Genomic DNA, 17,591 nt, shown 5'->3' on the forward strand with positions numbered 1-17,591 from the left:
ATAGGGCTATTTAATAGCGGAACCGTTTCAATATTGATTTGACGCAAAAAAGTTATCGATTTTGCTGTTAGTTTCCTCGCGAAGTTATACACGCATCCTGGGCTGAGGTTTTGCTGCAGTTCGAAGGAGGCGTGCATCCGTGGAAAAAAGAGGAAAGCAATGGACGTCAGCCGCAGACAATTTTTTAAAATCTGCGCGGGCGGTATGGCGGGAACAACGGTGGCCGCACTGGGTTTTACCCCTAAAATGGCCCTGGCTCAGGCGCGAAACTATAAGCTGTTGCGCGCAAAAGAGATCCGTAACTCCTGCACATACTGTTCCGTAGGTTGCGGGCTATTAATGTATAGCCTGGGAGATGGGGCAAAAAACGCGAAAGAAGCGATTTACCATATTGAAGGCGACCCGGATCATCCGGTAAGCCGTGGCGCGCTGTGCCCGAAAGGGGCCGGTTTGCTGGACTATGTTCACAGTGAAGATCGCCTACGCTATCCGGAATACCGCGCGCCGGGTTCCGACAAGTGGCAGCGCATTAGCTGGGATGACGCTTTCACTCGTATTGCTAAATTAATGAAAGCCGACCGCGACGCCAACTTTATTGAAAAGAATGAGCAGGGCGTCACGGTTAACCGCTGGCTCTCTACCGGAATGCTGTGCGCCTCGGCGGCCAGCAATGAAACGGGTATGCTGACGCAGAAGTTTGCGCGTTCTCTCGGTATGCTGGCGGTAGATAACCAGGCGCGCGTCTGACACGGACCAACGGTAGCAAGTCTTGCTCCAACATTTGGTCGCGGTGCGATGACCAACCACTGGGTGGATATTAAAAACGCCAACGTCGTGATGGTGATGGGCGGCAATGCCGCAGAAGCGCATCCGGTGGGTTTCCGCTGGGCGATGGAAGCGAAAAACAATAACGATGCGACGCTGATTGTCGTTGATCCACGCTTTACGCGTACGGCGTCGGTGGCGGATATCTATGCGCCAATACGTTCCGGTACAGACATTACCTTTCTGTCCGGCGTTTTGCTGTACCTGATCGAAAATAACAAAATCAACGCTGAATACGTTAAGCATTACACCAACGCCAGCCTGCTGGTGCGGGATGATTTTGCCTTTGATGACGGTCTTTTCAGCGGCTATGACGCCCAAAAGCGTCAGTACGATAAATCCTCCTGGAACTACCAGTTCGATGAAAACGGCTATGCCAAACGTGATGAAACGTTGACGCACCCACGCTGTGTGTGGAATCTGCTGAAGCAGCACGTTTCGCGCTATACGCCGGACGTCGTGGAAAACATCTGCGGTACGCCGAAAGCAGACTTCCTGAAGGTGTGTGAGGTGTTGGCCTCTACCAGCGTTCCGGATCGCACTACCACCTTCCTGTATGCGCTGGGCTGGACGCAACATACCGTCGGGGCGCAGAACATCCGTACTATGGCGATGATCCAGTTGCTGCTCGGCAATATGGGGATGGCTGGCGGCGGTGTGAACGCTTTGCGCGGCCACTCTAATATTCAGGGCTTAACGGATTTAGGACTGCTCTCCACCAGCCTGCCGGGTTATCTGACGCTGCCATCGGAAAAACAGGCCGATCTGCAAACTTATCTGGCCGCGAATACCCCCAAAGCGACGCTGGCCGATCAGGTCAACTACTGGGGTAATTATCCTAAGTTCTTCGTCAGCCTGATGAAATCTTTCTATGGCGATGCGGCGCAGAAAGAAAATGACTGGGGCTTTGCCTGGCTGCCTAAGTGGGATCAGTCCTATGACGTGATCAAATATTTCAACATGATGGATAGCGGGAAAGTCACCGGCTATTTCTGTCAGGGCTTTAACCCGGTGGCGTCCTTCCCGGACAAAAACAAAGTGGTGCAAAGCTTAAGCAAACTGAAGTATCTGGTCGTTATCGATCCGCTGGTGACTGAAACATCAACGTTCTGGCAGAACCACGGCGAATCTAATGATGTCGATCCGACAACGATTCAGACCGAAGTCTTCCGTCTGCCGTCTACCTGTTTTGCGGAAGAGGATGGCTCTATCGCTAACTCCGGTCGCTGGTTACAGTGGCACTGGAAAGGTCAGGACGCGCCGGGCGAAGCGCGTAACGACGGCGAGATTCTGGCCGGTATTTACCATCGTCTGCGTGAAATGTATCGCGCAGAAGGCGGTAAAGGCGCCGAACCACTATTGAAGATGAGCTGGAACTACAAGCAGCCGGATGAACCGCATTCGGAAGAAGTGGCGAAAGAGAACAACGGCTATGCGCTGGAAGATCTCTATGACGCCAACGGTACACTGCTTGCCAGGAAAGGCCAGTTGTTGAGCAGTTTTGCATTACTGCGCGATGACGGTACGACATCCTCCTCCTGCTGGATTTATACCGGTAGCTGGACGGAGCAGGGCAACCAGATGTCCAGACGTGATAACGCCGACCCGTCAGGGCTTGGCAATACACTGGGTTGGGCGTGGGCGTGGCCGCTAAACCGTCGCGTATTGTATAACCGCGCTTCGGCGGATCCGCAGGGTAAACCGTGGGATCCAAAACGGATGCTGATCCAGTGGAACGGCGCGAAGTGGACAGGGAACGATATTCCGGACTTTAACAACGCGGCGCCGGGGAGCGGGACCAATCCGTTTATCATGCAGCCGGAAGGGCTGGGACGTCTGTTTGCTATTGATAAAATGGCGGAAGGACCGTTCCCTGAGCACTACGAGCCGATGGAAACGCCGCTGGGCACTAACCCGCTGCACCCGAATGTGGTCTCGAACCCGGCGGCGCGTCTGTATGAAGAAGATGCGCTGCGCATGGGTAAGAAGGAGCAGTTTCCGTACGTGGGCACGACTTACCGCCTCACAGAGCATTTCCATACCTGGACCAAACATGCGCTACTTAACGCTATCGCTCAGCCGGAACAGTTTGTGGAGATCAGTGAGACGCTGGCGGCAGCGAAAGGTATCGCTAACGGCGACTATGTGAAGGTGAGCAGTAAACGCGGGTTTATTCGCGCGGTCGCGGTGGTAACTCGTCGTCTTCGCACCCTGCATGTCAACGGTCAGCAGGTTGAAACGGTGGGGATCCCGATTCACTGGGGCTTTGAGGGTGTCGCGCGCAAAGGCTATATCGCCAATACTCTGACGCCAAATGTCGGTGATGCCAACTCGCAAACGCCGGAATACAAAGCGTTTTTAGTTAACATCGAGAAGGCGTAAGGGAGGCGAACATATGTCTATGGAAACGCAGGACATTATTAAACGGTCCGCAACAAACGCCATCACGCCGCCTCCGCAGGCGCGTGATTACAAAGCCGAAGTCGCGAAACTGATCGACGTCTCCTCCTGTGTCGGCTGTAAAGCCTGCCAGGTAGCCTGTTCTGAATGGAACGATATTCGCGATAACGTTGGCCATTGTGTCGGGGTGTACGATAACCCTGCCGATCTCAGCGCCAAGTCCTGGACGGTGATGCGCTTTACCGAAACCGAGCAGAACGGCAAGCTGGAGTGGCTGATTCGTAAAGATGGTTGTATGCACTGTGAAGATCCAGGCTGTCTTAAAGCCTGTCCATCTGCCGGGGCTATCATCCAGTACGCGAACGGGATTGTTGATTTTCAATCTGAACACTGTATCGGCTGTGGTTACTGTATCGCCGGGTGTCCGTTTAATATTCCGCGCCTCAACAAAGAGGACAACCGCGTTTATAAATGTACGCTTTGCGTCGATCGCGTCAGCGTGGGCCAGGAACCGGCCTGCGTCAAAACTTGTCCGACCGGGGCTATTCATTTCGGCACCAAAAAAGAGATGCTGGAACTGGGTGAGCAACGCGTGGAGAAGTTAAAAGCGCGCGGCTTTGAACATGCCGGTATCTACAACCCGCAGGGCGTTGGCGGTACGCACGTCATGTATGTGCTGCACCATGCCAATCAGCCGGAGTTGTACCACGGCTTGCCGAAAGATCCGCAGATCGATACCTCAATCAATCTGTGGAAAGGGGCGCTAAAACCGCTGGCCGCAGCGGGCTTTATCGCCACTTTCGCCGGTCTGATTTACCACTACATCGGTATTGGCCCGAATAAAGAAACGGACGACGATGAGGAGGATCATCATGAGTAAGTCGAAAATGATTGTGCGCACGAAATTTGTCGACCGCGCCTGTCACTGGACGGTGGTGATCTGCTTCTTCCTGGTAGCGCTGTCGGGGATTTCGTTTTTCTTCCCGACGCTACAATGGTTGACGCAAACTTTCGGCACGCCGCAGATGGGACGTATTTTGCACCCGTTCTTCGGTATTGCCATCTTCATCGCGCTGATGTTTATGTTCGTGCGTTTCGTCCACCACAACATCCCGGATAAAAAAGACATTCCGTGGCTGAAAAATATTGTCGAAGTATTGAAAGGCAATGAGCATAAGGTGGCGGATGTCGGTAAATACAATGCCGGACAGAAGATGATGTTCTGGTCCATTATGAGCATGATTTTTGTGCTGCTGGTGACTGGCGTGATTATCTGGCGTCCGTATTTCGCGCAGTATTTCCCCATGCAGGTGGTGCGTTATAGCCTGTTAATTCATGCGGCGGCGGGCATTATTTTAATGCACGCGATCCTCATCCATATGTATATGGCATTTTGGGTGAAAGGCTCGATTAAAGGCATGATCGAAGGGAAGGTCAGCCGTCGCTGGGCGAAGAAACATCATCCACGCTGGTATCGTGAAATCGAGAAGGCGGAAGCAAAAAAAGAGAGCGAAAAAGGTATTCAGTAATTCTTTCGCGATCTGATAAACAAGGCGCTATCCTCGTAGCGCCTTGTTTTCATCTGCTGTCTGTATACTCAGACGACCACAGCAAATCGTTTAACGACGGAAATCGATGACCATACGGCCACGAATTTGCCCTTGTTCCATCTCTTTAAAAATAACGTTGATATCTTCAAGCGGACGTAAAGCGACTTTTGGCACGACTTTTCCTTCCGCCGCGAACTGGAAGGCTTCGGTCAGATCCTGGCGTGTCCCCACCAACGAACCGACAACCTGAATGCCATCCAGCACCAGGCGAGGGATATCAAGGTTCATGGCTTCTGGCGGCAGCCCGACTGCCACCACGCGGCCTCCGGCGCGAACGGCATCTACTGCGGAATTAAACGCCGCCTTAGCGACCGCGGTAACCACCGCTGCGTGCGCGCCACCGGTTTTTTCCTGCACAATTTTAGCCGCATCTTCCGTACGTGAATTAATGGTCAGATCTGCGCCCATTTCCTCGGCCAGTTTCAGTTGTCCATCATTGACATCAATGGCGATCACTTTCGCATTGAAAACGTTTTTCGCGTACTGCAAGGCCAGATTACCCAGACCGCCCAGACCGTAGATGGCAATCCACTGGCCAGGTTTAATATGAGAAATCTTCACCGCTTTATAGGTGGTAACGCCCGCGCAGGTAATACTACTTGCCGCCGCAGAGTCCAGACCTTCCGGTACTTTCACCGCATAATCCGCGACGACAATACACTCTTCGGCCATGCCGCCATCTACCGTGTAACCGGCATTTTTCACGTTGCGGCATAAGGTTTCATTGCCCGTATTGCAATACTCACAGTGTCCGCATCCTTCATAAAACCACGCGACACTCGCGCGATCGCCGGGTTTCAGCGAGGTGACACCGGGACCGACTTCCGCCACGACGCCAATGCCTTCGTGTCCCAGAATGACGCCGGTTTTGTCACCGAAATCGCCGTTTTTCACGTGTAGATCGGTATGGCATACGCCGCAGCACTCCATTTTTAGCAAAGCTTCACCGTGGCGAAGGGGACGCAGCGTTTTCTCAGTAACATCAACCTGATGATCTTGTGTGACAACAGCAGCTTTCATAACCTTCTCCTTTTATTAATAGTGAACTGCATAGCAGGTAAGTAATAGCAGGTAAGGCGCTATTACCTCTTTAGGATTAATATTTCTGATGAGTTATGCAAGGCGGCAGAAATACAATGTAATAGTTTAGCCAGGATTATCCTGATAAATCCCCGTTCAATACATAAAGGTGGCTAATATTAGTAGCTTGACAAATAAGCAGGAAAAGGAATTCAGGTGTGTCGACAGACTCGCCAAAACTAAAGAAGAAAGTGATATCCGGCGGCATTCACCGCCGGGTACGTATTAAATGGAAGTCCGACGGTAGTCGCGGTATTCCGGTTTCCAGAAGTTATCGTCAATCGCCTGTTGCAGCGCTTCCGCTGAGGTTTTCACCGCTACGCCTTGTTGCTGCGCCATTTTACCTACGGCAAAAGCGATAGCGCGCGACACGACCTGGATGTCTTTAAGCGCTGGTAACACTAACCCTTCGCCGTTATTCACCAGCGGAGAATGTTTCGCCAGCGTCTCACTGGCTGACATCAGCATTTCATCAGTAATGCGCGATGCACCGGAAGCGATAACCCCCAGACCGATGCCGGGGAAAATATAGGCGTTATTACATTGTGCGATCGGATAAACCTTATCTTTCCAGATGACCGGCGAGAATGGACTGCCGGTTGCCACCAGCGCGTTGCCTTCCGTCCAGGCGATAATGTCCTGTGGCGTGGCCTCCACGCGAGAGGTGGGATTAGAGAGCGGCATGACGATCGGGCGAGGGCAATGCTTATGCATCTCGCGGATGATCTCTTCAGTAAAGAGCCCGGTCTGGCCGGAAACCCCGATCAGAATATCCGGCTTCACGTTACGCACCACATCCAGCAGCGACAGAACGTCATTTTCGGTATCCCAGTGCTGGAGATTGTCGCATTTCTGCACCAGTTTTGCCTGGAACGGCAATAAATTAGGCATCCGGTCCGTCAACAGGCCGAAGCGATCGACCATAAAAACGTTCTGTCGGGCGGCATCTTCGCTTAAACCTTCACGCTGAGTCTGCGCGATGATTTGTTCAGCAATCCCACATCCGGCGGAACCCGCGCCGAGGAAAACGATTTTCTGCTCGCTAAGCTGACTGCCGGCAGCGCGGCTGGCGGCGATCAACGTACCGACGGTCACGGCTGCGGTGCCCTGAATATCATCGTTAAAGGAGCAAATCTCATCACGATAGCGCGTCAACAGCGGCATTGCGTTTTTCTGCGCGAAATCTTCAAACTGTAGCAGGATATCTGGCCAGCGCTGCTTAACGGCCTGAATAAACTCATCGACAAACGCATAATACTCATCGTCGGTAATGCGCGGATGACGCCAGCCCATGTAAAGCGGATCGTTGAGTAACTGTTGATTGTTGGTGCCGACATCCAGCACAACGGGAAGGGTATAGGCCGGACTAATGCCGCCGCAGGCTGTGTATAATGACAGCTTACCGATAGGGATCCCCATCCCGCCGATGCCCTGATCGCCAAGCCCCAGAATCCGTTCGCCATCCGTCACCACAATAACTTTAATGTTGTGGTTAGGCACATTCTGCAAAATGTCGTCCATATTGTGACGGTTCGGATAAGAGATAAATACGCCGCGCGCCCGGCGATAAATCTCAGAGAAGCGCTCACAGGCCGCGCCCACGGTCGGGGTATAGATAACCGGCATCATCTCTTCAAGATGGTTTTGCACCAGTCGATAAAAGAGCGTTTCGTTGGTATCCTGGATGTTACGCAGGTAAATATGCTTATCGATTTCTGTTTTAAACCCCTGATACTGGAGCCAGGCGCGTTCGGCCTGTTCTTCAATCGACTCGACGACCTCTGGCAGCAGCCCTGACAAATTGAAGTTGCGGCGCTCTTCTACGCTAAAAGCGCTGCCTTTGTTTAACAGGGGGAATTCCAGCAATACAGGGCCAGCGTAAGGGATATAAAGGGAACGTGCTTTCTTGGTTGTAGTTTCCATGTTACTCACTCTTTTTCGAATAACTGTCCCTGGCACCGTCGTTTATCATCATATATTGCCTTCCACCAGGGAACCGACCCTGAGTATAAAGCATTGTGAGACGTTAAGGTCATTCCTATAAACAAAAACACCATTGCAGATGCAATGGTGTTTAACGTCATTTCAGGACTGTACGATTACTTTTGGCTATCGGCGCGGCGCTTTCTGCCGGTTGGGTTATTCACCACGCTGCTGGTGTCGCCTTCAGTAACAACCTTACGCTGGTTGGAAATTCTGTAATCCAGTCCAAGTATATGACGAGCCTGACGGTTCGATTTCATGTTAACTCCTCAATCCTGTTGCTAGTTTTAAGGACAAATTCGCTTACGCGAAAGAAACGTAACCCCTAAGGTTGCCGATACAGCATAGCAGGTTTTACAGAGTCGGGTGCTGCCCGCTTACCACATAGTTGATGGTCTGCTGGTAGATGTCACTGAGGATGTCATTGTCGGAAGCCTCAACCCATTTGGTCAGCTCCATTAAAATATCATCTTCGGTGACAACGCCTAACTCCGCGCGTAATCCTTGTTCAATCGCGTTGACCAGGGCCGGTTGTGCTGCTGAGGTATTTGCTGAGTGATAAGTAAACATATAATGCCTCCGTGAACATGTATTTATTTAGTACGGCTCGCAGAAAATTAATTCGTATTCAGCATGGCAAATATTTTTGCGGCTGTGGTTAAGATTAGTCCTGGAGTTATTTTAACGCAAGGCGGAACTCTAATTGTTTACCCCAGAAGAAAATATATTACGTTTGCCAATTACATATCCTCATACGAGTAGTGGACAATAAATATACATTTAAAAGGCTACTTATTGCGATTTTTATCCTTTATTACAACGAGATAAGACAAATCTTAATTTGAATGAAAATATACATAATGGAATACGCTTCCGGAAGAAAAAGTAAGGATAAAAGGAGGGATATATTCTTTAAAGAAAGGGAGGCCTGTTGGTTTAATATTCATCACTGAAAAAGCATACAACTATTTTCTATATCTGAAGTGCGGGTAATCGACAACATGCTACCTCCATCGGCATGGACAACGCAGATTTGCAGCATGGTCTATACTTTATTTTTTGAGCCAACAGGAGAGCAAAAATGACAATCCATAAGAAAGGTCAGGCACACTGGGAAGGCGACATCAAACGGGGTAAAGGTACTGTATCAACAGAAAGCGGCGTGCTTAATCAACAACCGTATGGATTCAATACCCGGTTCGAAGGCGCGCAGGGAACCAACCCGGAAGAGTTAATCGGCGCCGCACATGCGGCCTGTTTCTCCATGGCGCTATCACTTATGCTGGGAGAGGCTGGATTTACGCCGACATCCATTGACACCACCGCTGACGTATCGCTTGATAAGGTGGAGGCGGGCTTCGCCATTACCAAAATTGCGCTACAAAGCAAAGTTGCGGTAGCAGATATTGATGCTTCAACTTTCGATCAAATCATCCAGAAAGCAAAAGCCGGGTGCCCGGTATCGCAGGTTCTGAATGCGGAAATCACCCTCGACTACCAGCTTAACGCCTGATAACCTCTCCAGCCCGGTAACGACTCTTGTTTATCGGGCTGATGAATATACCTTCAGGCGGAGGGCTCGCTCCCGGTCTATCTGAGATCCTGCCGTATTTTTATCACCTCAACGCGCCGTAGACCACGTCTGTGGCTATTGTCGTGGTCTACTTTTTCGCCTTAAAATCTGCTCGCCATGTTGCTTTATTCATCAAACATCAAAATCAGTCAACGTAAATATCAATAATAGCCATATCGCGGAGGGTGATCTTTATTCCTGAGAGAGGAGGGGTATTATTTTCTGCGTTCTACATTAACGGGTTAACGCGCAGATGTAGAGGTTATTTATATAATTATTGGAGCAACAACAATGAATAAATTCTCCCTTGCTACAGCAGGTATTATCGTGGCAGCGCTGGTAACCAGTGTTAGCGTGAATGCGGCAACAGATACTACTAAAACAAACGTTACGCCTAAAGGTATGAGCTGCCAGGAGTTTGTTGACCTCAATCCGCAGACGATGGCGCCAGTCGCTTTCTGGGTGCTGAATGAAGATGAAGATTTTAAAGGCGGGGACTACGTTGATTTCCAGGAAACTGAGACGACAGCAGTGCCGCTGGCCGTTGAGCTTTGTAAGAAAAACCCGCAGAGTGAATTAAGCAAAATAAAAGACGAAATCAAGAAAGAACTCTCAAAATAAGAGTAAACTGATATCAAAACCCGGCCTGTGTGTCGGGTTTTACTATTTGTGACGCCGTCACAAATAACATCTTCCATTTCTTCTACCAATCACGTGGTATTGCACTATTTTCATTAGAGCCCTTTCACTATATGGAGACCTAATGAAAATTTTACCGCTGGCACTCTTTATCATTCCTTTTCTGGCCGGATGCGGCGCCAATAATACGCCGCCGCAAACGCCTATTCCCGGGGAAAAAACCTCTGCCAAATTACGTACCCTGGAAACAGGCGCGGCGGCTATTCAATCCAGACCACCTGTCGATGCCATCAGTACCTACCTTGACGGGTTCCATTTTTATAGCGGTGATAAAAACGGACAGATGGAAGCGCACCATTACGTTACCGTCCTGAACGAAGATGTCATGCAGGCGGTGATTTACGACGGCAATACGAAAAACGCGCGCCTGATGGGGGTGGAGTACATTATCAGCGAACGTTTATTTAAAACGCTTCCTCCCGAGGAGAAAAAACTGTGGCACAGCCACCAGTACGAGGTGAAATCCGGTAGCCTGGTGGCGCCTGGCTTACCGCAGGTCGCTGATAAGGCGTTGATGAGTAAGATTGTTAATACTTATGGCAAGACTTGGCACACCTGGCATACCGACCGGGATAAAACCCTGCCAATGGGTATCCCTGCGCTGATGATGGGCTTTACTGGCGACGGGCAGCTTGACCCCGTGCTGCTGGCCGATCGGGATCGCCGTCTGGGAATTGATACCCAGGCCATTAAACGCGAGCGGCAGGATCTGCCTGAACATCCCGTTGTTAAGGGGGCTAACGCCTGGGAGCAGGGGGAGGTTATCCAGCTACAGCGTGTTCAGGGCTCTGGCGAACACGGGCGAGGCGATACCGCGCACTTCGGTACATCTGAGCAATCCCGACAATAATTCCACGGTTTTACACGCAGATAGGAAAAAGAATGCCTGTTAAGTGACAGTGTCACGTAAAAATTAGCCCCATAGTCTATGCTTGTTTTTCGGATGCTGTAGAGGTTATGGGTTAAACGGAGCGACAAATGAGTTCAAAAATTTTTTGCAAAAGCTGGGGAGCTGAATATATCGCCGCTGATGTTGTCCGCTTTCGTCTTTGGGCCACCGGTCAGCAAAAGGTTATGCTCAGGCTTGCGGGTAAAGACCAGGAAATGCAGGCGAGCGGTGACGGCTGGTTTACGCTGGACGTCTCCGGGGTGAGGCCAGGTACGGAGTATAACTTTGTACTCAGCGATGGCATGGTGGTCCCCGATCCGGCTTCCCGCGCTCAAAAAACTGACGTCAACGGTCCGTCATATGTGGTTGATCCAGGCAGCTACACGTGGCGCAACACCGGGTGGAAAGGTAGCCGTTGGGAGCAGGCCGTGGTGTATGAGATGCATACAGGCACGTTCACTCCGGAAGGCACCTTCCGCGCCGCAATAGCGAAGCTGCCTTATCTCGCTGAACTCGGCGTTACCGTTATTGAAGTGATGCCCGTTGCGCAATTTGGCGGCGAGCGTGGCTGGGGCTATGACGGCGTACTGCTTTACGCGCCGCATTCTGCCTATGGGACGCCGGATGATTTCAAGGCGTTTATTGACGCCGCGCATGGGTATGGTCTTTCCGTCGTCCTGGATATTGTGCTGAACCATTTCGGCCCGGAGGGAAATTATTTACCGCTATTGGCGCCAGCGTTTTTCCACAAAGAGCGCATGACGCCGTGGGGAAATGGTATCGCCTATGATGTCGACGCCGTGCGGCGCTATATCATCGAGGCGCCGTTATACTGGCTGACAGAATACCATCTCGACGGCTTACGCTTTGACGCTATCGATCAGATTGAGGACAGTAGCGCCAGGCATGTGCTGGTTGAAATCGCACAACGTATTCGGGAAGACATTACCGACAGATCCATTCATCTGACCACCGAAGATAGCCGCAATATTATTTCTCTGCATCCCCGAGATCAGGATGGCAATGCGCCTCTGTTTACCGCCGAATGGAATGACGATTTTCATAATGCCGTCCACGTTTTTGCGACCGGAGAGACCCAGGCCTACTACAACGATTTTGCTGATGCCCCGGAAAAACACCTCGCAAGAGCGCTGGCCGAAGGATTCGCTTATCAGGGAGAAATTTCACCACAAACCGGCGAACCTCGCGGCGTAAAAAGTACCGGACAACCCCCGGTCGCTTTTGTGGATTTTATTCAGAATCACGATCAGGTCGGTAACCGCGCCCAGGGCGACAGACTGATAACCCTGGCGGGTGCTGAACGAACAAAAGTATTGCTCGCCACGTTGCTGCTTTCACCGCATATTCCGCTGCTTTTTATGGGCGAAGAGTATGGCGAAAGCCGTCCTTTTCTTTTTTTTACCGATTTCCATGGGGATTTAGCCCGCGCCGTTCGTGAAGGTCGCGCAAAAGAGTTTGCCGATCATGCAGGGGAAAATGTTCCGGACCCGAATGCGCCAGAGACCTTTCAACGCTCAAAACTTAACTGGAAGCAACAGCACAGTGAAGAGGGTAAAGCGTGGCTGGCGTTTACCCGCGAACTACTGCTTTTGCGCCAGAAGCATATCGTGCCGCTGTTGTCCGCTGCCCGTGAGAGCTCAGGAACGGTATTGCAAACCGCGCCCGGGTTTATTGCCGTTAGCTGGCGTTTTCCGGGAGGAACACTGTCACTGGCGCTGAATATTAGCGCCACGACGGTATTGCTGCCCGATTTACCGGGTAAGACTCTCTTCGCCTGGCCGAATGAATCCACCGGGTCGCTTTCCCAACATTCTCTTATTGTCCGCTTAGCCCAGGGAGAGTCTGCATCATGATCCCAACTGCAACGTATCGTCTTCAGTTTCGCAATGGCATGACCTTCGATCGCGCTGCGGCGCTGGTGCCTTACCTTAAAAATCTGGGTATCAGCCATCTTTATGCCTCACCCATCTTTACCGCCACCAAAGCGTCAACGCATGGTTATGATGTCACCGATGCGAATGAGATTGAGCCCTCTATTGGCGGGCGCGAAGGATTTGAAAGACTGGTGGCCGAACTTAAAGCGCAAGGGCTGGGATTGATCATCGATATTGTGCCTAATCACATGGCCAGCTCGCTGGAAAACGCCTGGTGGCGCGACGTGCTTGAATATGGCAAGGAGAGCCGTTACGCGCGCCATTTCGATATTGACTGGTCGCGCCGACTGACGCTGCCTTTTTTAGGCGACACGTTTGACGCCGTGCTGGAAAACGGAGAAATTGCGATCAAGCCCGATCCCGCTACGGGTAAACCCACGTTCGCCTATTATGATAACTATTATCCGCTTGCGCCGGCGACGTGGCAGGGGCGCGAGGCCGAAATACTAGCGCTTACCGATAAAGCCGCTATTGCTGATTTGCATGAGCGCCAGCCGTGGAAATTAATGTCCTGGCGCGAGGCCGCTCGCTCGCTTTCATATCGGCGTTTCTTTGAGGTCACAGGGCTGGTAGGAATGCGGGTGGAAGATAAAACCGTCTTCGACGATACACATCGGCTGATTCTGGAGCTGGTCAGAACGGGGGCGGTTGACGGTTTACGTATCGATCATATCGACGGCCTTGCCGATCCGAAAGCCTATCTTGCGCGTTTACGTCAGGAAGTGGGGCCGGCGTGCTATATCACCGTGGAAAAAATTCTCGCTAAAGGCGAGCAACTTCCTGATGACTGGCCGGTTTCCGGCACCACAGGCTATGAATTTATCGCCTCGCTGGCGGAGGTGCTGGTTGACGATGAGCAGATAGACAATCTGCGCCAGGCTTACGAGACCGTTAAAGGCGCGCCAGTGGATATGCGGGCGGAATTACGGGCGGCTAAATTGCTGATGGTCGATCGCAATTTCGAGGGGGAATTTACCCGGCTGCTCGCGCTTGCGCTGTCGATTGCCAGCGAGCTACAGATCGCACAGGAAGAGAGCGTCGTTCGGCAGGCGTTACGCGAGTTATTAATTGCCTTTCCCGTATATCGCACTTACGGCACGGCAGAAGGGCTACCGCCGACCGATATTTGCCTGTTACACCGTATTGTGGAACGGGTAAAGACGCTTGAAAACCCTCCGCAGCCAGAAGCGCTTACATTTCTGAGCCGTCTTCTTACCGGCGATGTTCCCACCTCCAGCCAGGAGGAGGCGACACAGTTTCGTGTTCGGTTCCAACAACTCACCGGTCCGCTGATGGCGAAATCGGTAGAGGATACGCTTTTCTTTCGTCAAAACATGGGACTGGCGTTAAATGAAGTCGGCGCCGAGCCCGTCACGCATCACTTCTCCATCGAACGCTTTCACCATGAGATGAAAACCCGACAGGCGCGACAGCCTGATGCGTTATCCGGTACGTCGACCCACGATACCAAGCGAGGCGAGGATGCGCGAGCACGCCTGTATACGCTTACCGAAGCGCCGGAACAGTGGAGCGAATGCCTTGCCCGCTGGCGGCAGATGAACCAGACCCATGTCAAATTTTTGAATGATGGCACTGCGCCAAAATCGGCGGATACGTGGATGTTATATCAGGCGCTGACCGGCGTCTGGCCCCCGATGCTACAACCACAGGACGAAACAGGTTTAAACGCGCTGAAAATACGCTTTGAAGCCTTTGTGGAGAAAGCGCTACGCGAAGCGAAGCTACGTACCGATTGGGTGGACAGTAATGAGGCTTACGAAACGGCAATGCTTGATTACGCCCGTTATTTACTGGCGCCGGATAATCAGACATTTTTGCAGGATTTTTATCGTTCCTTGCAACCCTTCATCCGCGCAGGGCTGGTTAACAGCCTGACGCAGACCGTTATCAAATTAACCGCGCCGGGGGTACCTGATATCTATCAGGGGAGCGAGGCGTTGAATTTTAGTCTTGTCGATCCCGACAACCGCCGCGAACCGGATTTCGCCACGCTGGCGCAGCAGTTAGACCAACTAACGCCGGGAGTTTTCTCGCGCGAAGAGAGTTGGCTGAACGGGCAGGTGAATCAGTATGTCACCGCTGCATTACTGCGTCTGCGTCAGCAGAATCATGAGCTCTTCCGTTTTGGCGACTATATACCGCTGCGGGCTGTTGGCCAGCGTGCCGACAAAGTCATCGCTTACGCCAGAGCCAATCATGATGATGCGCTGATTGTTGTTGCGCCCCGACTGGTGTTCGCCGAATGTGACGGCTTATTGTCACAATCGCATAGCGGTTTCTGGGCAGGAACCGACATTATTATACCCGGACAGCTTAATCAGCATCGTTATCGCAATGTGCTTACCCAGGAGAGGTTAATGCCTGGTGAACGCCTGTCGTTGGCCTCACATCAGGGCGGCGTACTGGTTTTAATGAGCGACTGAGTTTATGTGTTGATGTGCCGTGACAGGACAACGTTTACCGTGGGTGGAGAAAGAGAATGACAACAAACAGGGCTTTTGAAATCAGATCAGGATACAGCCATACGCTTGGCGCGAATTATGACGGCGAAGGCGTGAATTTCGCTATTTTTTCCGCCCATGCGGAACGCGTCGAGCTTTGTCTTTACGATCCGAGCGGGGAGCATGAAATCGCTCGTCTGGAGTTACCGGAATATACCGACGAAATATGGCACGGCTATGTCCCGAAGTTGCAGCCCGGCGCGCTGTATGGGTACCGCGTTTACGGTCCTTATGACCCGGAAAATGGTCATCGTTTTAACCCCAACAAGCTGCTTATTGACCCTTATGCCCGTGAGCTGGTGGGCGATATTCAGTGGAACGATGCGCATTTCGCGTATCAATTACTTCATGACGATAAAGATTTGACCTTTGATGACCAGGATAGCGCGCCATTTACGCCTAAATGCCGGGTGATTGATCCGGCTGAGGCGAATTGGGAGGATAGACAACGGCCTTCCATACCGTGGTCGAACGCCATTATTTATGAAACGCATGTAAAAGGCTTTACCCAGCTTAATTCCGCGATCCCTGAGCCTCTACGCGGTACGTTTGAGGGCATGGGGCATAAAGCCAGCGTGGATTACATTAAAAGCCTGGGCATTACCTCCGTCGAGCTTTTACCCGTTCACTGGTTCCCGGACGATCAGCATCTGCTCGATAAAGGACTGAAAAATTTCTGGGGATACAACTCGCTGGGCTTTTTTGCGCCGGCGACGCGCTACTATGGTCCAAAAGGTATTCAGGGATTCCGCGATATGGTGCGCGCTTTCCATGATGCCGGCGTCGAAGTGATACTGGACGTGGTCTATAACCATACGGCAGAAGGGAATGAGCTTGGCCCCACGCTGTCATTTAAAGGTATCGATAACTTCTCTTACTATCGCACCATGCCCGATCAGCATCGCTATTACATTAACGATACAGGGACAGGTAATACCGTCAATACCTCTCATCCACGGGTACTGCAAATGGTGATGGATTCCCTTCGCTATTGGGCGGAGTCAATGCATGTCGACGGCTTTCGTTTTGATTTGGGCACCATTCTTGGTCGTGAGCCGGAAGGCTTTGATCAGAGAGGCGGCTTTTTTGATGCGGTAACGCAAGACCCGGTGCTGGCAAAACTGAAACTGATTGGCGAACCCTGGGATATCGGACCGGGCGGCTATCAGGTTGGCGGCTTTCCACCAGGGTGGGGCGAATGGAATGATAAATACCGCGATACGGTACGCGAATACTGGAAAGGTGACAACGTCACAAATGATTTCGCCGCACGCCTGCTGGGTTCCGGCGATCTCTATGATTTGCGCGGCCGTCGCCCCTGGTCAAGCGTTAACTTTATTACTGCCCATGACGGCTTCACGCTGAACGATCTGGTGTCTTATAACGACAAACATAATGAAGCCAATGGCGAAGATAATAATGACGGGCATAATGATAACCGCTCCTGTAACTATGGCGCAGAAGGGCCAACCGACGACGAAGGCATCAATGCGATACGCGAGCAACAGAAACGCAATTTCCTGACCACCTTGCTTTTCTCGCACGGCACGCCGATGTTATTAGCGGGCGATGAGTTTGGCCGCAGTCAGATGGGCAATAACAATGGCTACTGTCAGGACAGTGAAATATCGTGGGTCCACTGGGATAATTTGCCGGAAACCGCCAATGCGCTACGAGAGTTTACCCGTCATCTGATTCAACTGCGCGCCACGCAACCGTTGCTGCGCCGAGAGAGCTGGCGTGACGGTCTGGAGATCCGCTGGTTTAACGCCGGCGGAGGGGCGCAGCAATCCGAACAATGGGATGAGGGATCGACCATAGGCGTATGCATTAGTCGTCCCGATCTCCAGCCGGAAGCGGAGATCGGGCATGACGCCTTACTGCTTTTCAATCCGTTTGAAGGCAGCGTACCGTTCCGTATTCCGATGTGGGGAGAAGGCGGCTGGGTACTTGAACTGACGACTGCCGATAACGCGCAGCAGGGAATGCGGATTACCGAAGAAATGGATTTCGATCTGGCCGGGCGCAGCATCGTATTATTCAGACGCCCCTGAT

Annotated in this window: 13 protein-coding genes; 9 read left to right on the top strand and 4 right to left on the bottom strand. The window is 51.8% G+C overall.

Annotated features, from left to right (window positions below):
- The first annotated feature begins 159 nt into the window (after nucleotides 1-159).
- From fdnG to fdnI, 3 genes are read left to right on the top strand one after another with little or no spacing between them, the layout of a single operon-like run.
- On the top strand, nucleotides 160-3,207 hold the full coding sequence (gene fdnG / locus EOS97_RS21500; protein ID WP_077684034.1) for a formate dehydrogenase-N subunit alpha: 3,048 nt from the start codon (nucleotides 160-162) through the stop codon (nucleotides 3,205-3,207).
- Between the two features lie 13 nt (nucleotides 3,208-3,220).
- Nucleotides 3,221-4,105 carry a formate dehydrogenase subunit beta gene (gene fdxH, locus EOS97_RS21505; RefSeq protein WP_000061599.1) on the top strand — a complete coding sequence of 295 codons (885 nt, stop codon included), beginning with the start codon at nucleotides 3,221-3,223 and terminating at the stop codon, nucleotides 4,103-4,105.
- On the top strand, nucleotides 4,098-4,754 hold the full coding sequence (fdnI, locus tag EOS97_RS21510) for a formate dehydrogenase-N subunit gamma (RefSeq protein WP_000045658.1): 657 nt from the start codon (nucleotides 4,098-4,100) through the stop codon (nucleotides 4,752-4,754). Before fdxH ends, fdnI begins: the two co-directional genes overlap by 8 nt.
- A 90-nt stretch (nucleotides 4,755-4,844) precedes the next feature.
- Here the strand turns inward: fdnI and adhP are convergent, their stop codons facing one another.
- From adhP to bdm, 4 genes are all read right to left on the bottom strand, one after another.
- On the bottom strand, nucleotides 4,845-5,855 hold the full coding sequence (adhP, locus tag EOS97_RS21515; protein WP_000642447.1) for an alcohol dehydrogenase AdhP: 1,011 nt from the start codon (nucleotides 5,853-5,855) through the stop codon (nucleotides 4,845-4,847).
- 285 nt (nucleotides 5,856-6,140) lie between these two features.
- Entirely contained in the window at nucleotides 6,141-7,838 is a 1,698-nt protein-coding gene (locus EOS97_RS21520; protein WP_000450511.1) for an NAD-dependent malic enzyme, read from the bottom strand.
- A 176-nt stretch (nucleotides 7,839-8,014) separates the two neighbouring features.
- Nucleotides 8,015-8,158 (bottom strand): stationary-phase-induced ribosome-associated protein, encoded by a 144-nt coding sequence (gene sra / locus EOS97_RS21525; RefSeq protein WP_000841559.1) that lies wholly within the window; start codon nucleotides 8,156-8,158, stop codon nucleotides 8,015-8,017.
- Between the two features lie 94 nt (nucleotides 8,159-8,252).
- A complete protein-coding gene (gene bdm / locus EOS97_RS21530; protein ID WP_000495700.1) occupies nucleotides 8,253-8,468 on the bottom strand; it encodes a biofilm-dependent modulation protein in 216 nt (71 codons plus the stop codon).
- Between the two features lie 511 nt (nucleotides 8,469-8,979).
- On the opposite strand from bdm, the gene EOS97_RS21535 reads away from it, so the two are divergent.
- From EOS97_RS21535 to glgX, 6 genes are all read left to right on the top strand, one after another.
- On the top strand, nucleotides 8,980-9,411 hold the full coding sequence (locus EOS97_RS21535) for an OsmC family protein (RefSeq protein ID WP_000152297.1): 432 nt from the start codon (nucleotides 8,980-8,982) through the stop codon (nucleotides 9,409-9,411).
- A 351-nt stretch (nucleotides 9,412-9,762) separates the two neighbouring features.
- A complete protein-coding gene (gene hdeB / locus EOS97_RS21540) occupies nucleotides 9,763-10,092 on the top strand; it encodes an acid-activated periplasmic chaperone HdeB (RefSeq protein ID WP_001032161.1) in 330 nt (109 codons plus the stop codon).
- A gap of 142 nt (nucleotides 10,093-10,234) precedes the next feature.
- Nucleotides 10,235-11,020, top strand: a complete 786-nt coding sequence (locus EOS97_RS21545; protein ID WP_000698601.1) for an OBAP family protein — start codon at nucleotides 10,235-10,237, stop codon at nucleotides 11,018-11,020.
- 128 nt (nucleotides 11,021-11,148) lie between these two features.
- The gene (gene treZ, locus EOS97_RS21550; protein ID WP_000095546.1) at nucleotides 11,149-12,933 is read left to right on the top strand and encodes a malto-oligosyltrehalose trehalohydrolase; all 1,785 of its coding nucleotides are present in this window, start codon (nucleotides 11,149-11,151) and stop codon (nucleotides 12,931-12,933) included.
- Nucleotides 12,930-15,458, top strand: a complete 2,529-nt coding sequence (gene treY / locus EOS97_RS21555) for a malto-oligosyltrehalose synthase (RefSeq protein WP_000613160.1) — start codon at nucleotides 12,930-12,932, stop codon at nucleotides 15,456-15,458. Before treZ ends, treY begins: the two co-directional genes overlap by 4 nt.
- Nucleotides 15,459-15,514: 56 nt before the next feature.
- The gene (gene glgX / locus EOS97_RS21560; protein ID WP_127836194.1) at nucleotides 15,515-17,590 is read left to right on the top strand and encodes a glycogen debranching protein GlgX; all 2,076 of its coding nucleotides are present in this window, start codon (nucleotides 15,515-15,517) and stop codon (nucleotides 17,588-17,590) included.
- Nucleotide 17,591: the final 1 nt, after the last annotated feature.

It is taken from the genome of Salmonella sp. SSDFZ54 (genome assembly GCF_004010735.1).
In the GTDB taxonomy this organism is placed as follows: Bacteria; Pseudomonadota; Gammaproteobacteria; order Enterobacterales; family Enterobacteriaceae; genus Salmonella; species Salmonella enterica.